This window comes from Rhodoluna sp. KAS3 (assembly GCF_026000575.1).
GTDB lineage: Bacteria > Actinomycetota > Actinomycetes > Actinomycetales > Microbacteriaceae > Rhodoluna.
Genome location: NZ_AP026910.1, coordinates 154,262 through 170,948, shown reverse-complemented (window position 1 = coordinate 170,948; position 16,687 = coordinate 154,262). Strand labels below are relative to the sequence as shown.

Below are 16,687 nucleotides of genomic sequence, written 5' to 3'. Positions count from 1 at the left end.
AGGGATTCCTTACTGAGCTACCTGGTCGATGATGAAAGGCTTTGGCTGCTGTGCAGCGTGTGGGTGCTCAGCACCGCGGTAAACCTTTAGCTTTGCAAGCTGGGTTGCACCTAGCTTGTTGTGAGGAAGCATGCCCTTGATTGCCTTCTCTACAGCCTTCTCTGGGTTCTTCTCTAGAAGCTCAGAGTAAGTGGTTGCAGTAAGACCACCTGGGTAACCAGAGTGGCGGTATGCCTTCTTCTGCTTGAGCTTGGCGCCGGTTAGAGCAACCTTCTCAGCGTTGATGATGATGACGAAGTCACCGTTGTCCATGTGTGGTGCAAAAGTCGGCTTGTGCTTTCCGCGCAACAGTGCTGCTGCGTGGGTTGCTAGACGGCCGAGAACTACATCAGCGGCGTCGATGACTAGCCACTCGTTGCTCAGCTCGTGAGCCTTTGGAGAATAAGTACGCACGTTAAATTGCCTTCTACTTCTGTGTCGGATTGAAATGAATCCGCGCTAGAAGAGATCTTCTCGGGATTCACGTTTTCACATTGGCTAACTGCCAATACCAAAGGTCAAGTCTAGCCCGAACATGTGCCTGTGGTCAAACCCTAATTTTCATCTAGGGTTCGCATGTTTCTGGCACGCTCGGCCTGCTCGGCCAATTGGTCATCGGCTGGGTAGCCAATCTCGATCAATGTCAGCCCTCGGGCTGGTGAAACCTTGTATGAACCAACTCGGGTTCGCCTTGCCAGCGTGGCAGCAATTTCAGTTGGTCCGGCCTTGCCCTCGCCGGCAGCAATCAGCCCGCCCACGATTGAGCGCACCATGTTGTGGCAAAAGGCATCGGCCTGCAATTCAACTTCGATGACGTTGTCATCAGCTGGATTGCGCTTGACGGTTATCTCGCGGACGTGGCGGATTGTGGTTGCACCCACCTTGGCCCGACAAAATGACGCGTAATCGTGAAGGCCAATCAGTTCAAAAGCTGCCAGCTGCATCGCAGTCACATCGAGCGGATGCTTAATCCAGTGGGTGTATCGCTGCTTGAGTGGGTTTTTATTAGCTTCGCCATCAGCAATTCGGTAGCGGTAGCGCCGATACGAGGCTGAGAATCGGGCATCAAAGCCCGGTGGGGCTAGTTCGACCGAATGAACCCGGATGTCCTCGGGCAGAAGATCGTTGAGTTTACCCAGGAACCCTTTGGTTCGACCAAGGCGCTTGAGCTGCTCTTGGCTGAGGTCAATGTGGATTACCTGGTCGTAGGCATGCACTCCGGCATCGGTGCGGCCGGCAACGCGCATATCGAAATCAGTCTTCGATTCACCGAATGCAGTGGTTAGCGCAGTAACGAGTTCACCCTGGACGGTGGCGAATCCTTTTTGCTTGGCGAAGCCCCAATAGTTGGTGCCGTCGTAGGCAAAATTCAAACGGTAACGAATCAACCCGTTAACCGAGCGGTCAACGGGTTGATTCATTTGAAACTAAAACTACTCTGCTGCTGGAGCCTCTACTGCTGCGTCCTCAGCTGGGGTCTCAACGACCTCGGCTGGAGCCTCAACAGGAGCTGCTACTGCCTTGACAGAGTTAGCAAGCTTAGGCTTCTTGGTTGCGTTCTTTGGGGCTACTGGCTCAAGAACAAGCTCGATTAGCGCCAAAGGAGCGTTGTCGCCCTTACGGTAGCCAAGCTTGGTGATGCGGGTGTAGCCACCCTGACGGTCTGCAACCAACGGTGCAACGTTTGCGAACAGCTCGTGAACAACTGACTTGTCAGTGATCTGCTGCATAACGCGACGACGTGCGTGCAGGTCTCCGCGCTTTGCGAAGGTGACAAGACGCTCAGCAACTGGACGTAGGCGCTTTGCCTTGGTCTCAGTAGTGGTGATCTTGCCGTGCTTGAATAGCGAAGTAGCCATGTTACGAAGCATTAGACGCTCGTGAGCTGGTCCGCCACCTAGACGTGGTCCCTTAGTTGGGGTAGGCATTGATTTCTCCTCTTAGATTTCTGTGATCTGGAGACCGGCTTACGCCTGGTCGTCCTCGTCGTAAGCCGAGCTGAAGTAAGCTGCGTCGAAGCCTGGGACGGCGTCCTTGAACTTTAGTCCCATTGAGGTTAGCTTGTCGCGAACCTCATCTACCGACTTGCTACCGAAGTTGCGGATGTTCATCAACTGGTCTTCTGACAGACCGATTAGCTCGCTAACGGTGTTGATGCCCTCACGCTTTAGGCAGTTGTATGAACGGACGGTTAGGTCCAGGTCTTCGATAGGCATTGCAAGCTCTGGTGAAAGGCCGGCCTCAACTGGTGCTGGGCCGATCTCGATACCTTCTGCTGCAACGTTTAGCTCGCGCGCAAGACCGAACAACTCAACCAAAGTGCTTCCGGCAGATGCAACAGCATCGCGAGGAGTGATTGATGGCTTGGTCTCAACATCAACAATCAGCTTGTCGAAGTTAGTGAACTCACCGGCACGAGTTGCCTCAACGCGGTAAGAAACCTTTAGAACTGGTGAATAGATCGAGTCGATTGGAATTACACCGGCATCTGCATCTGGGTTGCGGTTCTGAGAAGCCTGAACGTAGCCACGGCCACGCTCGATGGTTAGCTCAACTTCGAACTTTGCCTTTGCGTTGATGGTTGCAATTACCAACTCAGGGTTGTGAACCTCAACACCAGCAGGAACCTGGATGTCAGCAGCGGTTACAACGCCAGCGGTCTGCTTGCGTAGGTGAGCAACAACAGGTGCGTCGTGCTCTGAAGAAACTACGAGGTCCTTGATGTTCAAGATGATCTCGGTGACGTCTTCTTTAACGCCTTCGATGGTGCTGAACTCGTGACGAACACCCTCAATGCGGATGTTGGTAACAGCTGCACCTGGGATTGATGAAAGTAGGGTACGGCGGAGTGAGTTTCCTAGGGTGTAACCGAAGCCAGGCTCTAGAGGCTCTAGAGCAAAACGTGAACGGTTTGGTGCTAGTACTTCTTCGTGAAGAGTTGGACGCTGTGCAATCAGCACGTTTGGTTCCTTTCAGCTAGACATCCGCTATTTGATGTCTATTTGTTGGGGCCTGATCAGTGGCCACTGTTCAGGTTTGTTGCGAGATTAAAACTGGGCTGAAACCCGCGATTGGGTTTCTAACTCGGTTTGCAACTGCCACAGATTAAGCAACTGCAAACCGGGTCGGATGCGAAACCAAAGGTTAGACGCGGCGACGCTTTGGTGGGCGGCAGCCGTTGTGAGCCTGAGGAGTGACGTCTGAGATTGAACCAACCTCTAGACCTGCTGCCTGAAGTGAACGGATTGCGGTTTCGCGACCTGAGCCTGGGCCCTTCACGAAAACGTCAACCTTCTTTAGGCCGTGCTCCTGTGCCTTACGTGCTGCTGCTTCAGCTGCAAGCTGAGCTGCGAATGGGGTTGACTTACGTGAACCCTTGAAGCCAACATCACCTGATGATGACCATGAGATCACAGCGCCGGTGGCGTCAGTGATTGAAACGATGGTGTTGTTGAAGGTGCTCTTGATGTGGGCCTGGCCTACAACAATGTTCTTCTTCTCTTTGCGGCGTGGCTTGCGAACGCTTGCCTTAGGTGCTGCCATGAGTTTCTCCTAAATTCTTAAGGTTTGTGATGAGGGGCTGCTTAGTGCCTACGGGCTACTAGCGTGCCGCCTTCTTCTTGCCGGCTACGGTGCGCTTTGGACCCTTGCGAGTACGTGCGTTGGTCTTGGTACGCTGACCGCGGACCGGTAGGCCCTTGCGGTGACGGATACCCTCGTATGAGCCGATTTCAACCTTGCGGCGAATGTCTGCTGCAACATCACGGCGGAGGTCACCCTCAACCTTGTAGTTACCTTCGATGTAGTCACGGATAGCGACTAGCTGGTCGTCGGTAAGGTCCTTTACGCGGATGTTCTTGTCAACTTTGGTCTCAGCCAAGATCTGGACTGAGCGAGTACGGCCAATGCCGTAGATGTAGGTAAGTGCGATTTCGACGCGCTTCGCGTCTGGAATATCGGCTCCGGCAACACGTGCCATGGGATTTCTCCTTGTTTGTTTAGAAGGTCTGGAGCAACACATCCGAATCTCACGATTGGGCTCCGGCCTTCTCCGGAGGTAACACCCCGAAGGATGTTGTGCTGCCTTTTTTGTTTTTAGTTATTTAGCCCTGGCGCTGCTTGTGACGTGGGTTGTCGCAGATAACCATGACGCGACCGTGACGACGAATGACCTTGCACTTGTCGCAAATCTTCTTGACGCTTGGGTTTACCTTCATGTCTCTTACTTCTATTAAGGGTTATTGCTAACCGTTTTTATTTGTAGCGATAAATGATGCGGCCACGAGTTAGGTCGTAGGTACTCAACTCAACAATCACGCGGTCCTCTGGGAGGATACGGATGTAGTGCTGACGCATCTTTCCTGAAATGTGGGCAAGGACCTTGTGACCGTTGGTCAACTCAACGCGGAACATTGCGTTCGGAAGAGCTTCGACGACCGAACCTTCGATCTCGATGACACCGTCTTTACTGGCCATAACTCACTTATCTACTTCAAGTTTTTAGTGTTCGGGCGCACGCAAAAGAACCAAATCTTTCGATTAGGGATTGCGTGTAGAAACACCGAAATTCAATCCTATTGGAAATGCGCTGAATTTGGTAATTAAGTTTTCTAAGCAGCCAACCAACAGCGACCGATTTTGGTCTTTAGACCAGTGGAACCGGAACAACACCCAAAGGTGCAAGCTTGGATTTTCCGCCATCCTCGGCAGTCAGCACCCAAATTCCACCCTCGTGAACCGCAACAGTGTGCTCCCAGTGCGATGCATCCGAGGCATCCTTGGTCGACACAGTCCAGCCGTCACTGAGAATCTTGGTGGCAGCACTGCCAGAAACCACCATCGGTTCGATGGCCACGACTAGCCCCGGAACAACCTTTGGGCTCTTGCCGCGGACGCGATAGTTGTAGACCGGTGGGTCCTCGTGCATCGATCGACCAATTCCGTGGCCAACATAGTCTTCAAGAATTCCGTAGTCACCCTGGCTTACGATGTAGTCCTCGATGGCCGCGCCAACTTCGTTTAGCTCCTTGGCCTTAGCCAAAGCAGCAATACCTACCCAAAGTGACTGCTCAGTGACATCGCTCAGTTTTTGGCGGCTGGCAATAAGCTCTGATTCTTCGGCACCCGGCACGATGACGGTCATGGCTGAGTCACCATTCCACTCGCCGATCTCGGCACCGCAGTCGACCGACAAAATGTCTCCGGCCTGCAGCATCCGATTTGCCGCTGGGATTCCGTGAACAACCTCATCGTTGATTGATGCACAGATGGTGTGGCTGTATCCGGGAACTAGCTGAAAGTTAGAGTGGCCGCCAAGTTCTTGGATTTTGTCGTCGGCAATTTTGTCTAGCTCGAGTGTTGTGACCCCCGGGCGAACAGCTGCGCGGACTGCAGCCAATGCTGCGGCGGTAGCCAAACCGGCCTCGCGCATCATGATGATCTGCTGCGGAGTTTTTAGTTCAAAGCCGTGACGAGCCATTAGTTAGCAGAGTTACGGGCTTCGAGAGCCTCGAGAATGCGACCGGTTACCTCAGCAACCTCGCCCAAACCGTCAACGGTTACTAGCAATCCGCGCTCCGCGTAAACATCGGTCAGCGGAGCGGTCTGCTCTGCGTAAACCTCAAGACGGCGGCGAATAACGTCTTCGGTGTCGTCGGCGCGACCCTGCTCAATGGCACGGTTTAGCAAACGACGCACAACTTCATCGGTGTCAGCGGTTAGCTGAACAACCACGTCAAGCTGCTTGCCCTGAGATGCAAGGATGTCGTCAAGTTCTTCAACCTGGTCAGCCGTGCGTGGGTACCCGTCAAGCAAGAAGCCCTCAACAGCGTCTGCCTGAGACAAACGGTCGCGAACCAAAGCGTTGGTAAGGCTGTCTGGAACATACTCGCCGCGGTCCATGAATGCCTTGGCTTGCTTGCCGAGCTCGGTCTCGTTCTTCACGTTGTGACGGAAGATGTCACCGGTAGAAATGGCAGGGATGTTGAACGCAGATGAAAGCTTTTCAGCCTGGGTTCCCTTGCCAGCGCCTGGGGCGCCAATCAAGAGTAGGCGGATCACTTCAGAAGACCTTCGTAGTTGCGCTGCTGCATCTGTGCGTTGATCTGCTTCACAGTTTCAAGACCAACACCAACGATGATGAGGATCGAGGTTCCACCGAACGGGAAGTTCTGGTTGGCGCCGATGAGTGAGAACGCAATCAATGGAATCAATGCGATTAGACCAAGGTAGATGGCACCTGGGAAGGTGATGCGGCTCAACACGAACTCAAGGAATTCGGTAGTTGGGCGGCCGGCACGAATACCAGGGATGAAGCCACCGTACTTCTTCATGTTGTCAGCAACCTCGATTGGATCGAAGGTAATGGCTACGTAGAAGTAGGTGAAACCAATGATTAGGAAGAAGTAAAGAGCCATGTATAGCGGGTGGTCACCCTGGGTTAGGTAGTTAGAAACCCAAGTAACCCAGTCAGCTACCTTGCCGTTTGCATCTGGCTGGTTGAACTGAGCAATCAGAGCTGGCAAGTAAAGAAGTGATGACGCGAAGATAACTGGAACAACACCAGCCATGTTCACCTTGATTGGAATGTAGGTGCTCTGGCCACCATAGGTGCGACGGCCAACCATACGCTTTGCGTACTGAACCGGAATGCGGCGCTGTGACTGTTCGACCAGGATAACCAGGCCAACCACAACTACACCGATGGCTAGAACTACAAGCAAGGTCTCAATGCTCTTGGTCTGCGCAATGCCAGCAAGTGAAGCTGGGAAGGTAGAAGCAATTGAGGTGAAGATTAGAAGCGACATACCGTTGCCGACGCCGCGCTCAGTGATTAGCTCACCCATCCACATGATCAGACCGGTACCGGCGGTCATGGTTAGAACCATAAGACCAACTGCGATAGGTGATGAGTCAGTGAGGATCGGAAGCACACAGTCTGCACCGAACAATGCTCCCTGGCGAGCAACTGCAATCAAAGTGGTTGACTGCAATACACCGAGAGCGATGGTTAGGTAGCGAGTGTACTGAGTAAGAGTTGCCTGGCCTGAAGCGCCTTCTTTTGAAAGCGCCTCAAAGCGAGGAATTACAACTCGAAGCAACTGGGTGATGATCGAAGCCGTGATGTACGGCATGATTCCCAGCGCAAAGATAGAAAGCTGAAGCAAAGCGCCACCCGAGAACAGGTTGACGAGCTCGTAGAGCCCGCTGGTGTTCTGGGTCTGTGCAAGACACTTTTGCACGTTGCCATAGTCAACGAATGGAGCAGGAATAAACGAGCCCAAACGGAAAATGGCAACGATTGCAAGAGTGAATGCAAGCTTGTTACGGAGATCCGGTGTACGGAATGCACGAACAATAGCGCTAAGCAACTTAAAGCCTCCTGGCTAAATCTTTACTAGTCAGCGACTAGTCGTTGACTGAGCCACCAGCAGCGACAATCTTTGCCTTTGCAGACTCAGATACCTTGTCGACTGTGACATTGAGTTTAACCGAGATGTCGCCGTTTCCTAGGACCTTGACCGGCTCGTTCTTGCGAACGGCGCCCTTGGCTACTAGATCAGCAACAGTAACGGTGCCACCTGCTGGGAATAGCTCAGCAAGAGTCTCAACGTTTACTACCTGGTATTCAACGCGGAATGGGTTCTTGAAACCACGAAGCTTAGGTGTACGCATTACTAGACGTACGCCACCACCCTCGAAGCCAGGGCGAACCTGGTAACGAGCCTTAGTACCCTTGGTACCACGACCTGCGGTCTTACCCTTAGATGCCTCACCACGACCAACACGGGTGCGCTCTTTCTTAGAGCCCGGTGCTGGACGAAGGTGGTGCAACTTTAGAACGTTTGACTTCTCAGCAGCAGGCTTTTCAGCCTTCTTTGCAGCAGCCTTTGGAGCAGCCTTCGGAGCGGCAGCCTTAGCTTCCTTCTCTTCAGCAGCAGCCTTCGGTGCAGCAGCCTTTGTAGGTGCAGCCTTTTCAGCAGCTGGCTTTGCAGCAGCCTTTGGAGCAGCAGCCTTTGCTGGAGCCTTCTCGGCAGCTGGCTTTGCAGCAGCCTTTGGAGCAGCCTTAGCTGCTGGAGCCTTCTTTTCGTCAGCCATTAGTTGATCTCCTCGACCTTAACTAGGTGGGCAACGGTGCGAACCATACCGCGTACTACAAGGCTGTCATCTTTGACGATGATGTCGCCGATGCGCTTTAGTCCGAGACTACGAAGGGTCTCGCGCTGGTTTGGCTTGTTGCCGATTGCACTCTTGATCTGGGTTACCTTGAGACTAGTAGCCATTAGGCACCTGCCTTCTGCTGGCGAAGAAGACCTGCCGGAGCAACTTCTTCAAGCGATAGACCACGACGAGCTGCAACTGCTGCTGGCTCTTCGAGCTGGCGCAGTGCCTCGATGGTGGCGTGAACGATGTTGATGGTGTTTGAAGATCCCAATGACTTTGAAAGTACATCGTGGATACCTGCACACTCAAGCACTGCACGCACTGGACCACCGGCGATAACACCGGTACCCGCAGCGGCTGGGCGAAGTAGAACTACACCTGCAGCTGCCTCACCCTGGACTGGGTGAGGAATGGTGCTTGCGATGCGTGGGACGCGGAAGAAGTTCTTCTTTGCCTCTTCAACACCCTTAGCGATTGCTGACGGAACTTCCTTAGATTTTCCGTAACCAACGCCAACTAGACCATTGCCGTCACCGACAACTACTAGTGCGGTGAAGCTGAAGCGACGACCACCCTTGACCACCTTTGAAACACGGTTGATGGTTACAACGCGCTCTAGGAATGGGCTCTTCTCGGTCTCGCGCTCACGACGGTCACCACGAGGTGCACGGTCGCGTGAACCACGGCGAGCTTCGCGCTCGTTAGGCTCTACGGTCTCTGTGGCAACAGCTGTTGCTGCTGCGTCAGTAGTCTCAGTAGACAACTTTTGCTCCTTGTTATCAGCCATTAGAGGACCAACCCACCTTCACGTGCGCCATCAGCGATAGCTGCGATACGACCTGCGTACTTGTTACCACCGCGGTCGAATACAACCTCAGAGATGCCGGCCTTCTTTGCGCGCTCAGCGATTAGCAGACCAACCGCCTTTGACTTTGCGCTCTTGTCGTCAGCTGACTGACGGAAGTTAGCTTCCATGGTTGAAGCTGAAACCAAGGTGATGCCCTTGGTGTCGTCTACAACCTGGACGAATACGTGACGTGCTGAGCGGTTAACAACTAGGCGTGGACGAAGTGCGTCACCCTTGATCTTCTTACGAAGACGAAGGTGGCGACGAGTACGTGCAGCGCTCTTGCTCTTGCCGCGAGTCTTAGGAATGAGACCCATGTTTACTTACCAGCCTTTCCGGCCTTGCGACGAACAACCTCGCCTGCGTAACGAACACCCTTGCCCTTGTATGGCTCTGGCTTACGTAGCTTGCGTAGGTTAGCGGCAACCTCACCAACGACCTGCTTGTCAATTCCTGACACAGAGATCTTGGTGTTGCCCTCTACGGTGAAAGTGATGCCCTGAGGTGGCTGAACCAGGATTGGGTGTGAGTAACCAAGAGCAAACTCAACGTCTGAACCCTTTGCAGTCACACGGTAACCGGTACCGACGATCTCAAGTGCCTTGGTGAAACCGTTGGTTACACCCTCGATGTTGTTAGCAATCAATGTGCGGCTTAGACCGTGAAGTGAACGAGAGGTACGCTCGTCGTCTGGACGGGTGACAACAACGTTGCCATCTTCTAGTGCAACAGTGATCGGAGCTGCAACTACGTGAGACAAGGTTCCCTTAGGGCCCTTTACCTCAACGGTGTTGCCGTCAATCTTTACTTCGACTCCAGCTGGAACTGGAATCGGCAATCTACCAATACGTGACATGTGTGATTACCAAACGTAGGCGAGAACTTCCCCACCTACTCCTTTCTTGGCAGCCTGACGGTCAGTTAGTAGACCTGATGAAGTTGAAAGGATAGCGATACCCAAACCACCAAGAACGCGAGGAAGCTCGGTGCTCTTTGCGTAAACGCGAAGACCTGGCTTTGAAACACGCTTGATGCCAGCGATTGAACGCTCGCGGTTAGGGCCGTACTTTAGCTCGACGGTCAAAGTCTTACCGACTTCGGCGTCTTCTACCTTAACGCTTGCAACGTAACCCTCTGACTTGAGGATGTCTGCGATGTTGGCCTTTAGCTTGCTGTAAGGCAAGCTAACTGACTCGTGGTACGCAGAGTTACCGTTGCGCAGCCGGGTCAGAAAGTCTGCAACCGGATCTGTCATTGTCATTTATTTGTTTCCATTTCCTCGGAGGTTTCCAGGCCGTTTACAAGCGGCTGGACCTTCCCGATTTATTCGTTGGTCTTGAACGGGAAGCCAAGTGCCTTTAGAAGCGCACGGCCTTCATCGTTGTTCTTTGCGGTGGTAACGACAGTGATGTCCATACCGCGTGGGCGGTCAACCTTGTCCTGGTCGATTTCGTGGAACAGAGTCTGCTCCTGAAGACCGAAGGTGTAGTTTCCGTTACCGTCGAACTGCTGGTCGCTCAAGCCGCGGAAGTCGCGAACACGAGGAAGAGCAAGGTTCAATAGACGGTCTAGGAATTCCCACATACGGTCGCCACGAAGGGTAACGTGTGCACCAATTGCCTGGCCCTCACGAAGCTTGAACTGCGCAATTGACTTGCGAGCCAAGTTAACCTGTGGCTTCTGACCGGTGATTGCGGTTAGGTCGCGGATTGCGCCGTCGATTAGCTTGCCATCCTTGGCAGCGTCACCAACACCCATGTTTACAACAATCTTGGTTAGGTTTGGGATCTGGTGAGGGTTGGTTAGACCAAATTCCTTTGCCAGAGCAGCAGCGATGTCTGCGCGGTACTTTGCCTTAAGACGTGGAAGCGCCTTAGCTGGAGTCTTAGTAGTAGCCATTATTAGATGTCCTTACCTGACTTCTTCGCAACGCGAACACGAACAGTCTTCTTAACACCGCTGATGGTCTTGGTGTCAAGACGTGAACCAATGCGGGTTGGCTTCTTGGTTGATGGGTCAACTAGAGCCACGTTTGAAATGTGAATCGGAGCCTCAGCAACCTCAATGCCACCAGTCTTTGTGCCACGGTCGGTCTGGCCAACCTTGACGTGCTTGGTAACCATGTTGATGCCCTCAACAAGGACACGGTTGGTCTCCTTGTTTACGAATAGAACAACGCCCTGCTTACCGCGGTCGCCGCCCTTGTCCTGCTTGCGTCCGGTGATGACCTGTACTAGGTCGCCCTTCTTGATGGTCGCCATAATTAAATTACCTCCGGTGCTAGCGAGATGATCTTCATGAACTTCTTGTCACGAAGCTCGCGGCCAACTGGACCAAAGATGCGGGTACCCTGAGGCTCGCCGTCCTTCTTGATGATCACTGCAGCGTTCTCGTCGAACTTGATGTAAGAACCATCTGGACGACGGGTCTCCTTCTTGGTGCGCACGATGACAGCCTTAACGACGTCACCCTTCTTGACGTTACCGCCAGGAATTGCGTCCTTTACGGTGGCGACTACTAGGTCGCCTAGTCCCGCGTAGCGGCGCTTTGAGCCGCCAAGCACACGGATAACCAAGATTTCTTTGGCGCCGGTGTTGTCGGCAACCTTACATCTGGATTCCTGTTGAAGCATTTTTTACTCCTTGTTATACGACTTCCCATTACCGACGGGATGTCGAGGGGTGATTACTTGGCCTTTTCGACGATTTCGACTAGGCGCCAGTTCTTGGTTGCTGATAGTGGACGGGTCTCGCTGATTACTACGAGGTCGCCGATACCAGCTGAGTTGGTCTCATCGTGAGCCTTGACCTTGGTTGAGCGGCGGATAACCTTGCCGTAAAGCGGGTGCTTTACGCGGTCTTCTACCTCTACAACGATGGTCTTGTCCATCTTGTCGCTAACTACGTAGCCACGACGGGTCTTGCGGTAACCGCGACCCTCGGTAGCTGGAGCAGCTTCTACAGTCTTCTTGTCAGCCATTGTTATGCCTCCTCGGTGGCAGCTGCGTCTGCAGCCTTCTTAGCCTTGGTAGCTGGCTTGGCAGCTGCAGCTGGAACTGCACGAATACCTAGCTCACGCTCACGGATGATGGTGTAGATGCGAGCGATGTCACGCTTGACTGCACGTAGACGACCGTGGCTTTCTAGCTGGCCAGTAGCCGACTGAAAACGTAGGTTGAAAAGCTCTTCACGAGCCTTCTTTAGCTCTTCTACCAACACTGAATCTTCGATCTTGTCGAGCTCAGCTGGGTTTAGGTTCTTTGAACCGATCGCCATTATGCGTCACCTTCTTCACGCTTGATGATGCGTGCCTTTAGAGGCAGCTTGTGGATTGCGCGGGTCATTGCTTCACGAGCAAGTTCTTCGCTTACGCCTGAAACTTCGAAAAGTACGCGGCCTGGCTTGACGTTAGCTACCCACCACTCTGGTGAACCCTTACCTGAACCCATGCGGGTTTCAGCAGGCTTCTTGGTTAGCGGACGGTCAGGGAAGATGTTGATCCACACCTTTCCACCACGCTTGATGTGACGGGTCATTGCGATACGAGCTGACTCGATCTGACGGTTGGTTACGTACGCAGGAGTTAGCGCCTGGATACCGAACTCACCGAATGCAACGGTGGTACCGCCGGTAGCGTGACCCGAACGCTTCGGGTGGTGCTGCTTGCGGTGCTTTACGCGACGAGGAATCAACATGATTAAGCCTCAACCTTCTCTGCTACTGGAGCAGCGACAGGTGCCTCTGCAGCTGGGCTACGACGTGGGCGCTCCTGGCGCTTTGGTGCGTTTGCCTGCTGAACAGCTAGCTCCTTGTTGGTGATGTCACCCTTGTAGATCCATACCTTTACACCGATGCGACCGAAAACAGTCTTAGCTTCGTAGAAGCCGTAGTCGATGTTGGCACGAAGGGTGTGTAGTGGCACACGGCCTTCACGGTAGAACTCGGTACGAGACATTTCTGCTCCACCAAGACGACCTGAACACTGAACACGGATACCCTTTGCGCCCTGGCGAAGTGCACCCTGCATACCCTTACGCATTGCGCGGCGGAAAGCCACACGTGCGTTTAGCTGCTCAGCGATACCCTGTGCAACTAGCTGTGCATCCATGTCTGGGTTCTTAACCTCAAGGATGTTCAACTGGATCTGCTTACCGGTTAGCTTCTCTAGGTCAGCGCGGATAGCCTCTGCCTCTGCACCGCGGCGACCGATTACTAGGCCTGGGCGAGCAGTGTGAATGTCAACGCGGACGCGGTCACGGGTGCGCTCGATCTCAACGCGAGACACGCCTGCGCGGTCTAGACGTGAGGTCAATAGTGCACGAACCTTGATGTCCTCGGTTACGTAGTCCTGGTAACGCTGTCCCTTTTTGGTTGAGTCAGCGAACCAACGCGATACGTGATCGGTGGTGATTCCTAGACGGAAACCGTATGGGTTTACTTTTTGACCCATTAGTTGCCACCTTTCTTAGCGGTTGACTTGCTAGCAAGCTCATCTGGGGTTGCAACCACAATGGTGATGTGGCTGGTGCGCTTCAAGATCTGGAATGCGCGACCCTGTGCACGCGGCTGGAACCGCTTCAGGGTGGTGCCCTCGTCTACGAACGCCTGTGAAACGAACAAGTCGTCTTCGTTTAGGAAGGTGTTGCTTGCATCGGCCTTAACCTTTGCGTTTGCAACAGCTGCCTGAACCAACTTGAATACTGGCTCGCTGGCTGCCTGAGGTGCGAACTTCAGGATTGCCATGGCTTCTGAGGCCTGCTTGCCGCGGATCAGGTTAACGACGCGACGAGCCTTCATTGGGGTCACACGGATGTGCTTGACCTTTGCTACAGCTTCCATTACTTGCGACGTCCCTTCTTGTCATCCTTCACGTGACCACGGAAGGTGCGGGTAGGTGAGAATTCGCCAAGCTTGTGACCAACCATGGTCTCGGTGACGAAAACTGGTACGTGCTTGCGACCGTCGTGCACTGCAATGGTGTGGCCCAGCATGGCTGGAACAATCATTGAGCGGCGAGACCAGGTCTTGATCACGTTCTTGGTGCCAGCCTCATTCTGCTTGGCGACCTTCTGGAATAGGTGGTCGTCAACGAATGGACCCTTTTTCAAACTACGTGGCATTTGTTTTCAGACTCCTATTAACGCTTCTTGCCGACGTTACGACGACGGACGATTAGCTTGTCGGATGGAAGGTTTGGCTTACGGGTACGACCCTCGGCCTGACCCCAAGGGGTTACCGGGTGACGACCACCAGAGGTCTTACCTTCACCACCACCGTGTGGGTGGTCAACTGGGTTCATAGCTACACCACGAACGGTTGGGCGCTTGCCCTTCCAACGCATACGGCCAGCCTTACCCCAGTTGATGTTTGACTGCTCGGCGTTGCCGACCTCACCAACGGTTGCACGGCAGCGAGCGTCTACGTTACGGATTTCACCTGAAGGTAGACGAAGCTGTGCGTATGGTCCATCTTTTGCAACTAGACGAACAGAAGCACCGGCTGAACGTGCCATCTTGGCACCGCCGCCTGGCTTTAGCTCGATAGCGTGCACAACGGTACCAACTGGAATGTTCTTCAATGGAAGAGCGTTTCCTGGCTTGATGTCCGCTGCTGGACCCTGCTCAATGCGGTCGCCCTGCTTTAGCTTGTTCGGCGCAATGATGTAACGCTTCTCACCATCTGCGTAGTGCAGAAGGGCGATGTTAGCGGTACGGTTCGGGTCGTACTCGATGTGAGCAACGGTAGCTGGAACGCCATCCTTGTCGTGACGACGGAAGTCGATGACACGGTACTGACGCTTGTGGCCACCACCGATGTGACGGGTAGTGATACGACCAGCTGAGTTACGGCCACCAGTCTTGCTTAGTGGGCGTAGCAACGACTTCTCTGGAGTCGAGCGAGTGATCTCAGCAAAGTCTGAGACCGAAGAGCCACGACGACCTGGGGTCGTTGGCTTGTATTTACGAATAGCCATTTGTAGGTTCCTCTCGCCTAACCGACGTTGTTGAAGATGTCGATAGAGCCGGACTTTAGGGTAACGATGGCGCGCTTGGTGTCCTTGCGCTTGCCCAAACCGAACTTGGTACGGCGGGTCTTGCCAACGCGGTTAAGAGTGTTGACCGAAGCAACCTTTACACCGAAGATAACCTCGATGGCCTGCTTGATCTCAGTCTTGTTCGAACGTGGGTCTACCTCGAAGGTGTACTTTCCGTTGTCGATCAAGTTGTAGCTCTTCTCAGAAACTACCGGCTTGATGATGACCTCGCGTGGGTCCTTGTTGATCGCAGTCATGACTATGCCTCCTTGGCGGCCTCTGCTGAGGTAGCAACAGCCTTAGCTGAGGTACCCTTCGCTGGACCTGCGATGTAAGCGTCAAGTGCGGCCTTGGTGAATACCAAGTCGTCGCTCAACAGGATGTCGTAAGCGTTTAGCTGGTCAACCGGAAGAACGTGAACGTTCTGTAGGTTGCGCAAGCTCTTGTAGCTGGTGTCGTCGGTGCGGTCAAGAACCACTAGCACGTTGCGGCGCTGGGTTAGTGACAACAGGATTGACGCTGCAGCCTTGGTTGACGGGGTCGAACCAATTGCGAACTCGTTGATGATGTGTAGGCGGCCGTTACGAGCGCGGTCTGAAACTGCACCGCGAACTGCTGCTGCCTTCATCTTCTTAGGAGTGCGCTGGTCGTAGTCACGAGGCTTTGGACCGTGTGAGATGTAACCGCCACGCATCTGAGGAGCACGCATCGAACCCTGACGAGCACGACCGGTTCCCTTCTGCTTGAAAGGCTTCTTACCGGTTCCAGAAACCTCGCCGTGACGCTTGGTTGACTGGGTGCCCTGACGAGCAGCAGCAAGCTGTGCGACTACAACCTGGTGTAGTAGCGGAACGTTTGTCTGAGCGTCGAATAGGTCGCCAGGAAGCTCTACTGAGCCAGCCTTCTTACCTGCAACGTCAAGAACGTCTACCTTTGTGGTTTCAGCCATTCTGGTTACGCTCCCTTCACAGCGTTGCGGACGAATACAAGCTGGCCCTTAGGACCAGGGATTGCGCCCTTGATGATCAATAGGCCCTTTTCAGCATCAACTGCGTGAAGGGTTAGGTTCAAAGTGGTTACGCGGTCTGAACCCATGCGACCAGCCATACGGGTTCCCTTGAAAACGCGTGATGGGGTCGAAGAGGCACCGATCGAACCAGGCTTGCGGTGGTTACGGTGAGCACCGTGAGATGCACCTACACCCGAGAAGCCGTGGCGCTTCATGTGACCTGCGAAGCCCTTACCCTTTGAGGTACCAACGACGTCGACCTTTGAGCCGACCTCTAGTACCTCAACACCTAGCTCCTGACCAACGGTGTAGTCAGCTGCATCTGCGGTGCGGATCTCGGCGATGTGACGACGAGGAGTAACGCCAGCCTTCGCGAAGTGACCGCCGATTGGCTGGTTTACCTTGCGTGGGTCGATGGCGCCGTATGCGACCTGGATAGCAACGTAGCCATCGGTCTCTGCGTTCTTGATCTGGGTGACAACGTTCGAGCCAGCCTCAACTACGGTGACAGGAACAAGCTTGTTGTTCTCGTCCCATACCTGAGTCATGCCGAGCTTCTTGCCCAGAAGTCCCTTAACGGTTCTATTGGTAGACAT

At 53.8% G+C, this 16,687-nt stretch carries 30 protein-coding genes; all 30 read right to left on the bottom strand.

Annotated elements, in window-relative coordinates; genetic code table 11:
- Positions 1-9: 9 nt before the first annotated feature.
- The 30 genes from rplM to rplC all read right to left on the bottom strand — a co-directional run bounded on the left by rplM (position 10) and on the right by rplC (position 16,687).
- Entirely contained in the window at positions 10-453 is a 444-nt protein-coding gene (gene rplM, locus OO731_RS00905; protein ID WP_138274957.1) for a 50S ribosomal protein L13, read from the bottom strand.
- Positions 454-593: 140 nt separating this feature from the next.
- Positions 594-1,460, bottom strand: a complete 867-nt coding sequence (truA, locus tag OO731_RS00900) for a tRNA pseudouridine(38-40) synthase TruA (RefSeq protein WP_138274956.1) — start codon at positions 1,458-1,460, stop codon at positions 594-596.
- 12 nt (positions 1,461-1,472) lie between these two features.
- Positions 1,473-1,967, bottom strand: coding sequence for a 50S ribosomal protein L17 (gene rplQ / locus OO731_RS00895; protein WP_138315169.1), 495 nt, complete (start codon positions 1,965-1,967; stop codon positions 1,473-1,475).
- Positions 1,968-2,006: 39 nt separating this feature from the next.
- A complete protein-coding gene (locus OO731_RS00890) occupies positions 2,007-2,999 on the bottom strand; it encodes a DNA-directed RNA polymerase subunit alpha (RefSeq protein WP_138274954.1) in 993 nt (330 codons plus the stop codon).
- 184 nt (positions 3,000-3,183) lie between these two features.
- Positions 3,184-3,582 carry a 30S ribosomal protein S11 gene (gene rpsK, locus OO731_RS00885; RefSeq protein WP_138274953.1) on the bottom strand — a complete coding sequence of 133 codons (399 nt, stop codon included), beginning with the start codon at positions 3,580-3,582 and terminating at the stop codon, positions 3,184-3,186.
- A 58-nt stretch (positions 3,583-3,640) separates the two neighbouring features.
- A complete protein-coding gene (gene rpsM, locus OO731_RS00880) occupies positions 3,641-4,018 on the bottom strand; it encodes a 30S ribosomal protein S13 (protein WP_138274952.1) in 378 nt (125 codons plus the stop codon).
- 124 nt (positions 4,019-4,142) lie between these two features.
- Complete coding sequence (gene rpmJ, locus OO731_RS00875) at positions 4,143-4,256, bottom strand: 50S ribosomal protein L36 (protein ID WP_038503151.1); 114 nt, start codon at positions 4,254-4,256, stop codon at positions 4,143-4,145.
- Positions 4,257-4,293: 37 nt separating this feature from the next.
- Complete coding sequence (gene infA, locus OO731_RS00870; protein ID WP_138274951.1) at positions 4,294-4,515, bottom strand: translation initiation factor IF-1; 222 nt, start codon at positions 4,513-4,515, stop codon at positions 4,294-4,296.
- A gap of 169 nt (positions 4,516-4,684) precedes the next feature.
- Positions 4,685-5,518: a type I methionyl aminopeptidase gene (gene map, locus OO731_RS00865; protein WP_264890292.1), complete on the bottom strand. Its 834-nt coding sequence runs from the start codon at positions 5,516-5,518 to the stop codon at positions 4,685-4,687.
- Positions 5,518-6,099 carry an adenylate kinase gene (locus OO731_RS00860; RefSeq protein ID WP_264890291.1) on the bottom strand — a complete coding sequence of 194 codons (582 nt, stop codon included), beginning with the start codon at positions 6,097-6,099 and terminating at the stop codon, positions 5,518-5,520. Before OO731_RS00860 ends, map begins: the two co-directional genes overlap by 1 nt.
- Positions 6,096-7,409 carry a preprotein translocase subunit SecY gene (gene secY / locus OO731_RS00855; protein ID WP_138274948.1) on the bottom strand — a complete coding sequence of 438 codons (1,314 nt, stop codon included), beginning with the start codon at positions 7,407-7,409 and terminating at the stop codon, positions 6,096-6,098. Before secY ends, OO731_RS00860 begins: the two co-directional genes overlap by 4 nt.
- A 37-nt stretch (positions 7,410-7,446) precedes the next feature.
- Complete coding sequence (gene rplO, locus OO731_RS00850) at positions 7,447-8,136, bottom strand: 50S ribosomal protein L15 (RefSeq protein ID WP_264890290.1); 690 nt, start codon at positions 8,134-8,136, stop codon at positions 7,447-7,449.
- Complete coding sequence (rpmD, locus tag OO731_RS00845) at positions 8,136-8,321, bottom strand: 50S ribosomal protein L30 (protein WP_138274946.1); 186 nt, start codon at positions 8,319-8,321, stop codon at positions 8,136-8,138. The genes rplO and rpmD overlap by 1 nt, the downstream gene beginning before the upstream one ends.
- Complete coding sequence (rpsE, locus tag OO731_RS00840) at positions 8,321-8,989, bottom strand: 30S ribosomal protein S5 (protein ID WP_138274945.1); 669 nt, start codon at positions 8,987-8,989, stop codon at positions 8,321-8,323. The genes rpmD and rpsE overlap by 1 nt, the downstream gene beginning before the upstream one ends.
- Positions 8,989-9,366, bottom strand: coding sequence for a 50S ribosomal protein L18 (rplR, locus tag OO731_RS00835; RefSeq protein ID WP_138274944.1), 378 nt, complete (start codon positions 9,364-9,366; stop codon positions 8,989-8,991). The genes rpsE and rplR overlap by 1 nt, the downstream gene beginning before the upstream one ends.
- Before the next feature lie 2 nt (positions 9,367-9,368).
- The gene (rplF, locus tag OO731_RS00830; RefSeq protein WP_138274943.1) at positions 9,369-9,905 is read right to left on the bottom strand and encodes a 50S ribosomal protein L6; all 537 of its coding nucleotides are present in this window, start codon (positions 9,903-9,905) and stop codon (positions 9,369-9,371) included.
- 6 nt (positions 9,906-9,911) lie between these two features.
- Positions 9,912-10,310 carry a 30S ribosomal protein S8 gene (rpsH, locus tag OO731_RS00825; protein ID WP_138274942.1) on the bottom strand — a complete coding sequence of 133 codons (399 nt, stop codon included), beginning with the start codon at positions 10,308-10,310 and terminating at the stop codon, positions 9,912-9,914.
- A 62-nt stretch (positions 10,311-10,372) separates the two neighbouring features.
- A complete protein-coding gene (gene rplE / locus OO731_RS00820; protein WP_138274941.1) occupies positions 10,373-10,948 on the bottom strand; it encodes a 50S ribosomal protein L5 in 576 nt (191 codons plus the stop codon).
- A gap of 2 nt (positions 10,949-10,950) precedes the next feature.
- The gene (gene rplX, locus OO731_RS00815; protein WP_264890289.1) at positions 10,951-11,310 is read right to left on the bottom strand and encodes a 50S ribosomal protein L24; all 360 of its coding nucleotides are present in this window, start codon (positions 11,308-11,310) and stop codon (positions 10,951-10,953) included.
- 2 nt (positions 11,311-11,312) lie between these two features.
- Entirely contained in the window at positions 11,313-11,681 is a 369-nt protein-coding gene (rplN, locus tag OO731_RS00810) for a 50S ribosomal protein L14 (RefSeq protein WP_138274939.1), read from the bottom strand.
- A gap of 53 nt (positions 11,682-11,734) precedes the next feature.
- Complete coding sequence (gene rpsQ / locus OO731_RS00805; protein ID WP_138274938.1) at positions 11,735-12,028, bottom strand: 30S ribosomal protein S17; 294 nt, start codon at positions 12,026-12,028, stop codon at positions 11,735-11,737.
- Between the two features lie 2 nt (positions 12,029-12,030).
- Positions 12,031-12,324, bottom strand: a complete 294-nt coding sequence (gene rpmC / locus OO731_RS00800) for a 50S ribosomal protein L29 (protein ID WP_138274937.1) — start codon at positions 12,322-12,324, stop codon at positions 12,031-12,033.
- Entirely contained in the window at positions 12,324-12,743 is a 420-nt protein-coding gene (gene rplP, locus OO731_RS00795) for a 50S ribosomal protein L16 (RefSeq protein WP_264890288.1), read from the bottom strand. Before rplP ends, rpmC begins: the two co-directional genes overlap by 1 nt.
- Before the next feature lie 2 nt (positions 12,744-12,745).
- Positions 12,746-13,498 (bottom strand): 30S ribosomal protein S3, encoded by a 753-nt coding sequence (rpsC, locus tag OO731_RS00790; RefSeq protein ID WP_138274935.1) that lies wholly within the window; start codon positions 13,496-13,498, stop codon positions 12,746-12,748.
- Positions 13,498-13,887: a 50S ribosomal protein L22 gene (rplV, locus tag OO731_RS00785; protein ID WP_138274934.1), complete on the bottom strand. Its 390-nt coding sequence runs from the start codon at positions 13,885-13,887 to the stop codon at positions 13,498-13,500. Before rplV ends, rpsC begins: the two co-directional genes overlap by 1 nt.
- Positions 13,887-14,168 carry a 30S ribosomal protein S19 gene (gene rpsS, locus OO731_RS00780; RefSeq protein WP_138274933.1) on the bottom strand — a complete coding sequence of 94 codons (282 nt, stop codon included), beginning with the start codon at positions 14,166-14,168 and terminating at the stop codon, positions 13,887-13,889. The genes rplV and rpsS overlap by 1 nt, the downstream gene beginning before the upstream one ends.
- A gap of 17 nt (positions 14,169-14,185) precedes the next feature.
- Positions 14,186-15,022, bottom strand: a complete 837-nt coding sequence (gene rplB / locus OO731_RS00775; RefSeq protein WP_138274932.1) for a 50S ribosomal protein L2 — start codon at positions 15,020-15,022, stop codon at positions 14,186-14,188.
- Between the two features lie 17 nt (positions 15,023-15,039).
- Positions 15,040-15,339 carry a 50S ribosomal protein L23 gene (rplW, locus tag OO731_RS00770; RefSeq protein ID WP_264890287.1) on the bottom strand — a complete coding sequence of 100 codons (300 nt, stop codon included), beginning with the start codon at positions 15,337-15,339 and terminating at the stop codon, positions 15,040-15,042.
- 2 nt (positions 15,340-15,341) lie between these two features.
- Positions 15,342-16,031 carry a 50S ribosomal protein L4 gene (rplD, locus tag OO731_RS00765; protein ID WP_264890286.1) on the bottom strand — a complete coding sequence of 230 codons (690 nt, stop codon included), beginning with the start codon at positions 16,029-16,031 and terminating at the stop codon, positions 15,342-15,344.
- Positions 16,032-16,036: 5 nt separating this feature from the next.
- On the bottom strand, positions 16,037-16,687 hold the full coding sequence (rplC, locus tag OO731_RS00760; RefSeq protein WP_264890285.1) for a 50S ribosomal protein L3: 651 nt from the start codon (positions 16,685-16,687) through the stop codon (positions 16,037-16,039).

Coding starts and splice junctions, on each gene's coding strand:
- rpmD (WP_138274946.1), bottom strand. CDS start 8,321: ATGGCTACTAGTCTCAAGGTAACCCAGATCAAGAGTGCAATCGGCAAC.
- rplC (WP_264890285.1), bottom strand. CDS start 16,687: ATGTCTACCAATAGAACCGTTAAGGGACTTCTGGGCAAGAAGCTCGGC.
- rpsK (WP_138274953.1), bottom strand. CDS start 3,582: ATGGCAGCACCTAAGGCAAGCGTTCGCAAGCCACGCCGCAAAGAGAAG.
- rplR (WP_138274944.1), bottom strand. CDS start 9,366: ATGGGTCTCATTCCTAAGACTCGCGGCAAGAGCAAGAGCGCTGCACGT.
- rplP (WP_264890288.1), bottom strand. CDS start 12,743: ATGTTGATTCCTCGTCGCGTAAAGCACCGCAAGCAGCACCACCCGAAG.
- rpmC (WP_138274937.1), bottom strand. CDS start 12,324: ATGGCGATCGGTTCAAAGAACCTAAACCCAGCTGAGCTCGACAAGATC.
- rplQ (WP_138315169.1), bottom strand. CDS start 1,967: ATGCCTACCCCAACTAAGGGACCACGTCTAGGTGGCGGACCAGCTCAC.
- map (WP_264890292.1), bottom strand. CDS start 5,518: ATGGCTCGTCACGGCTTTGAACTAAAAACTCCGCAGCAGATCATCATG.
- rplB (WP_138274932.1), bottom strand. CDS start 15,022: ATGGCTATTCGTAAATACAAGCCAACGACCCCAGGTCGTCGTGGCTCT.
- rpsM (WP_138274952.1), bottom strand. CDS start 4,018: ATGGCACGTGTTGCCGGAGCCGATATTCCAGACGCGAAGCGCGTCGAA.
- truA (WP_138274956.1), bottom strand. CDS start 1,460: ATGAATCAACCCGTTGACCGCTCGGTTAACGGGTTGATTCGTTACCGT.
- rpmJ (WP_038503151.1), bottom strand. CDS start 4,256: ATGAAGGTAAACCCAAGCGTCAAGAAGATTTGCGACAAGTGCAAGGTC.
- rplV (WP_138274934.1), bottom strand. CDS start 13,887: ATGGAAGCTGTAGCAAAGGTCAAGCACATCCGTGTGACCCCAATGAAG.
- rplX (WP_264890289.1), bottom strand. CDS start 11,310: ATGGCGACCATCAAGAAGGGCGACCTAGTACAGGTCATCACCGGACGC.
- rplD (WP_264890286.1), bottom strand. CDS start 16,031: ATGGCTGAAACCACAAAGGTAGACGTTCTTGACGTTGCAGGTAAGAAG.
- rpsQ (WP_138274938.1), bottom strand. CDS start 12,028: ATGGCTGACAAGAAGACTGTAGAAGCTGCTCCAGCTACCGAGGGTCGC.
- rplW (WP_264890287.1), bottom strand. CDS start 15,339: ATGACTGCGATCAACAAGGACCCACGCGAGGTCATCATCAAGCCGGTA.
- rpsE (WP_138274945.1), bottom strand. CDS start 8,989: ATGGCTGATAACAAGGAGCAAAAGTTGTCTACTGAGACTACTGACGCA.
- rplO (WP_264890290.1), bottom strand. CDS start 8,136: ATGGCTGACGAAAAGAAGGCTCCAGCAGCTAAGGCTGCTCCAAAGGCT.
- rpsC (WP_138274935.1), bottom strand. CDS start 13,498: ATGGGTCAAAAAGTAAACCCATACGGTTTCCGTCTAGGAATCACCACC.
- rplF (WP_138274943.1), bottom strand. CDS start 9,905: ATGTCACGTATTGGTAGATTGCCGATTCCAGTTCCAGCTGGAGTCGAA.
- infA (WP_138274951.1), bottom strand. CDS start 4,515: ATGGCCAGTAAAGACGGTGTCATCGAGATCGAAGGTTCGGTCGTCGAA.
- rpsH (WP_138274942.1), bottom strand. CDS start 10,310: ATGACAATGACAGATCCGGTTGCAGACTTTCTGACCCGGCTGCGCAAC.
- rplN (WP_138274939.1), bottom strand. CDS start 11,681: ATGCTTCAACAGGAATCCAGATGTAAGGTTGCCGACAACACCGGCGCC.
- rplE (WP_138274941.1), bottom strand. CDS start 10,948: ATGGCTACTACTAAGACTCCAGCTAAGGCGCTTCCACGTCTTAAGGCA.
- rpsS (WP_138274933.1), bottom strand. CDS start 14,168: ATGCCACGTAGTTTGAAAAAGGGTCCATTCGTTGACGACCACCTATTC.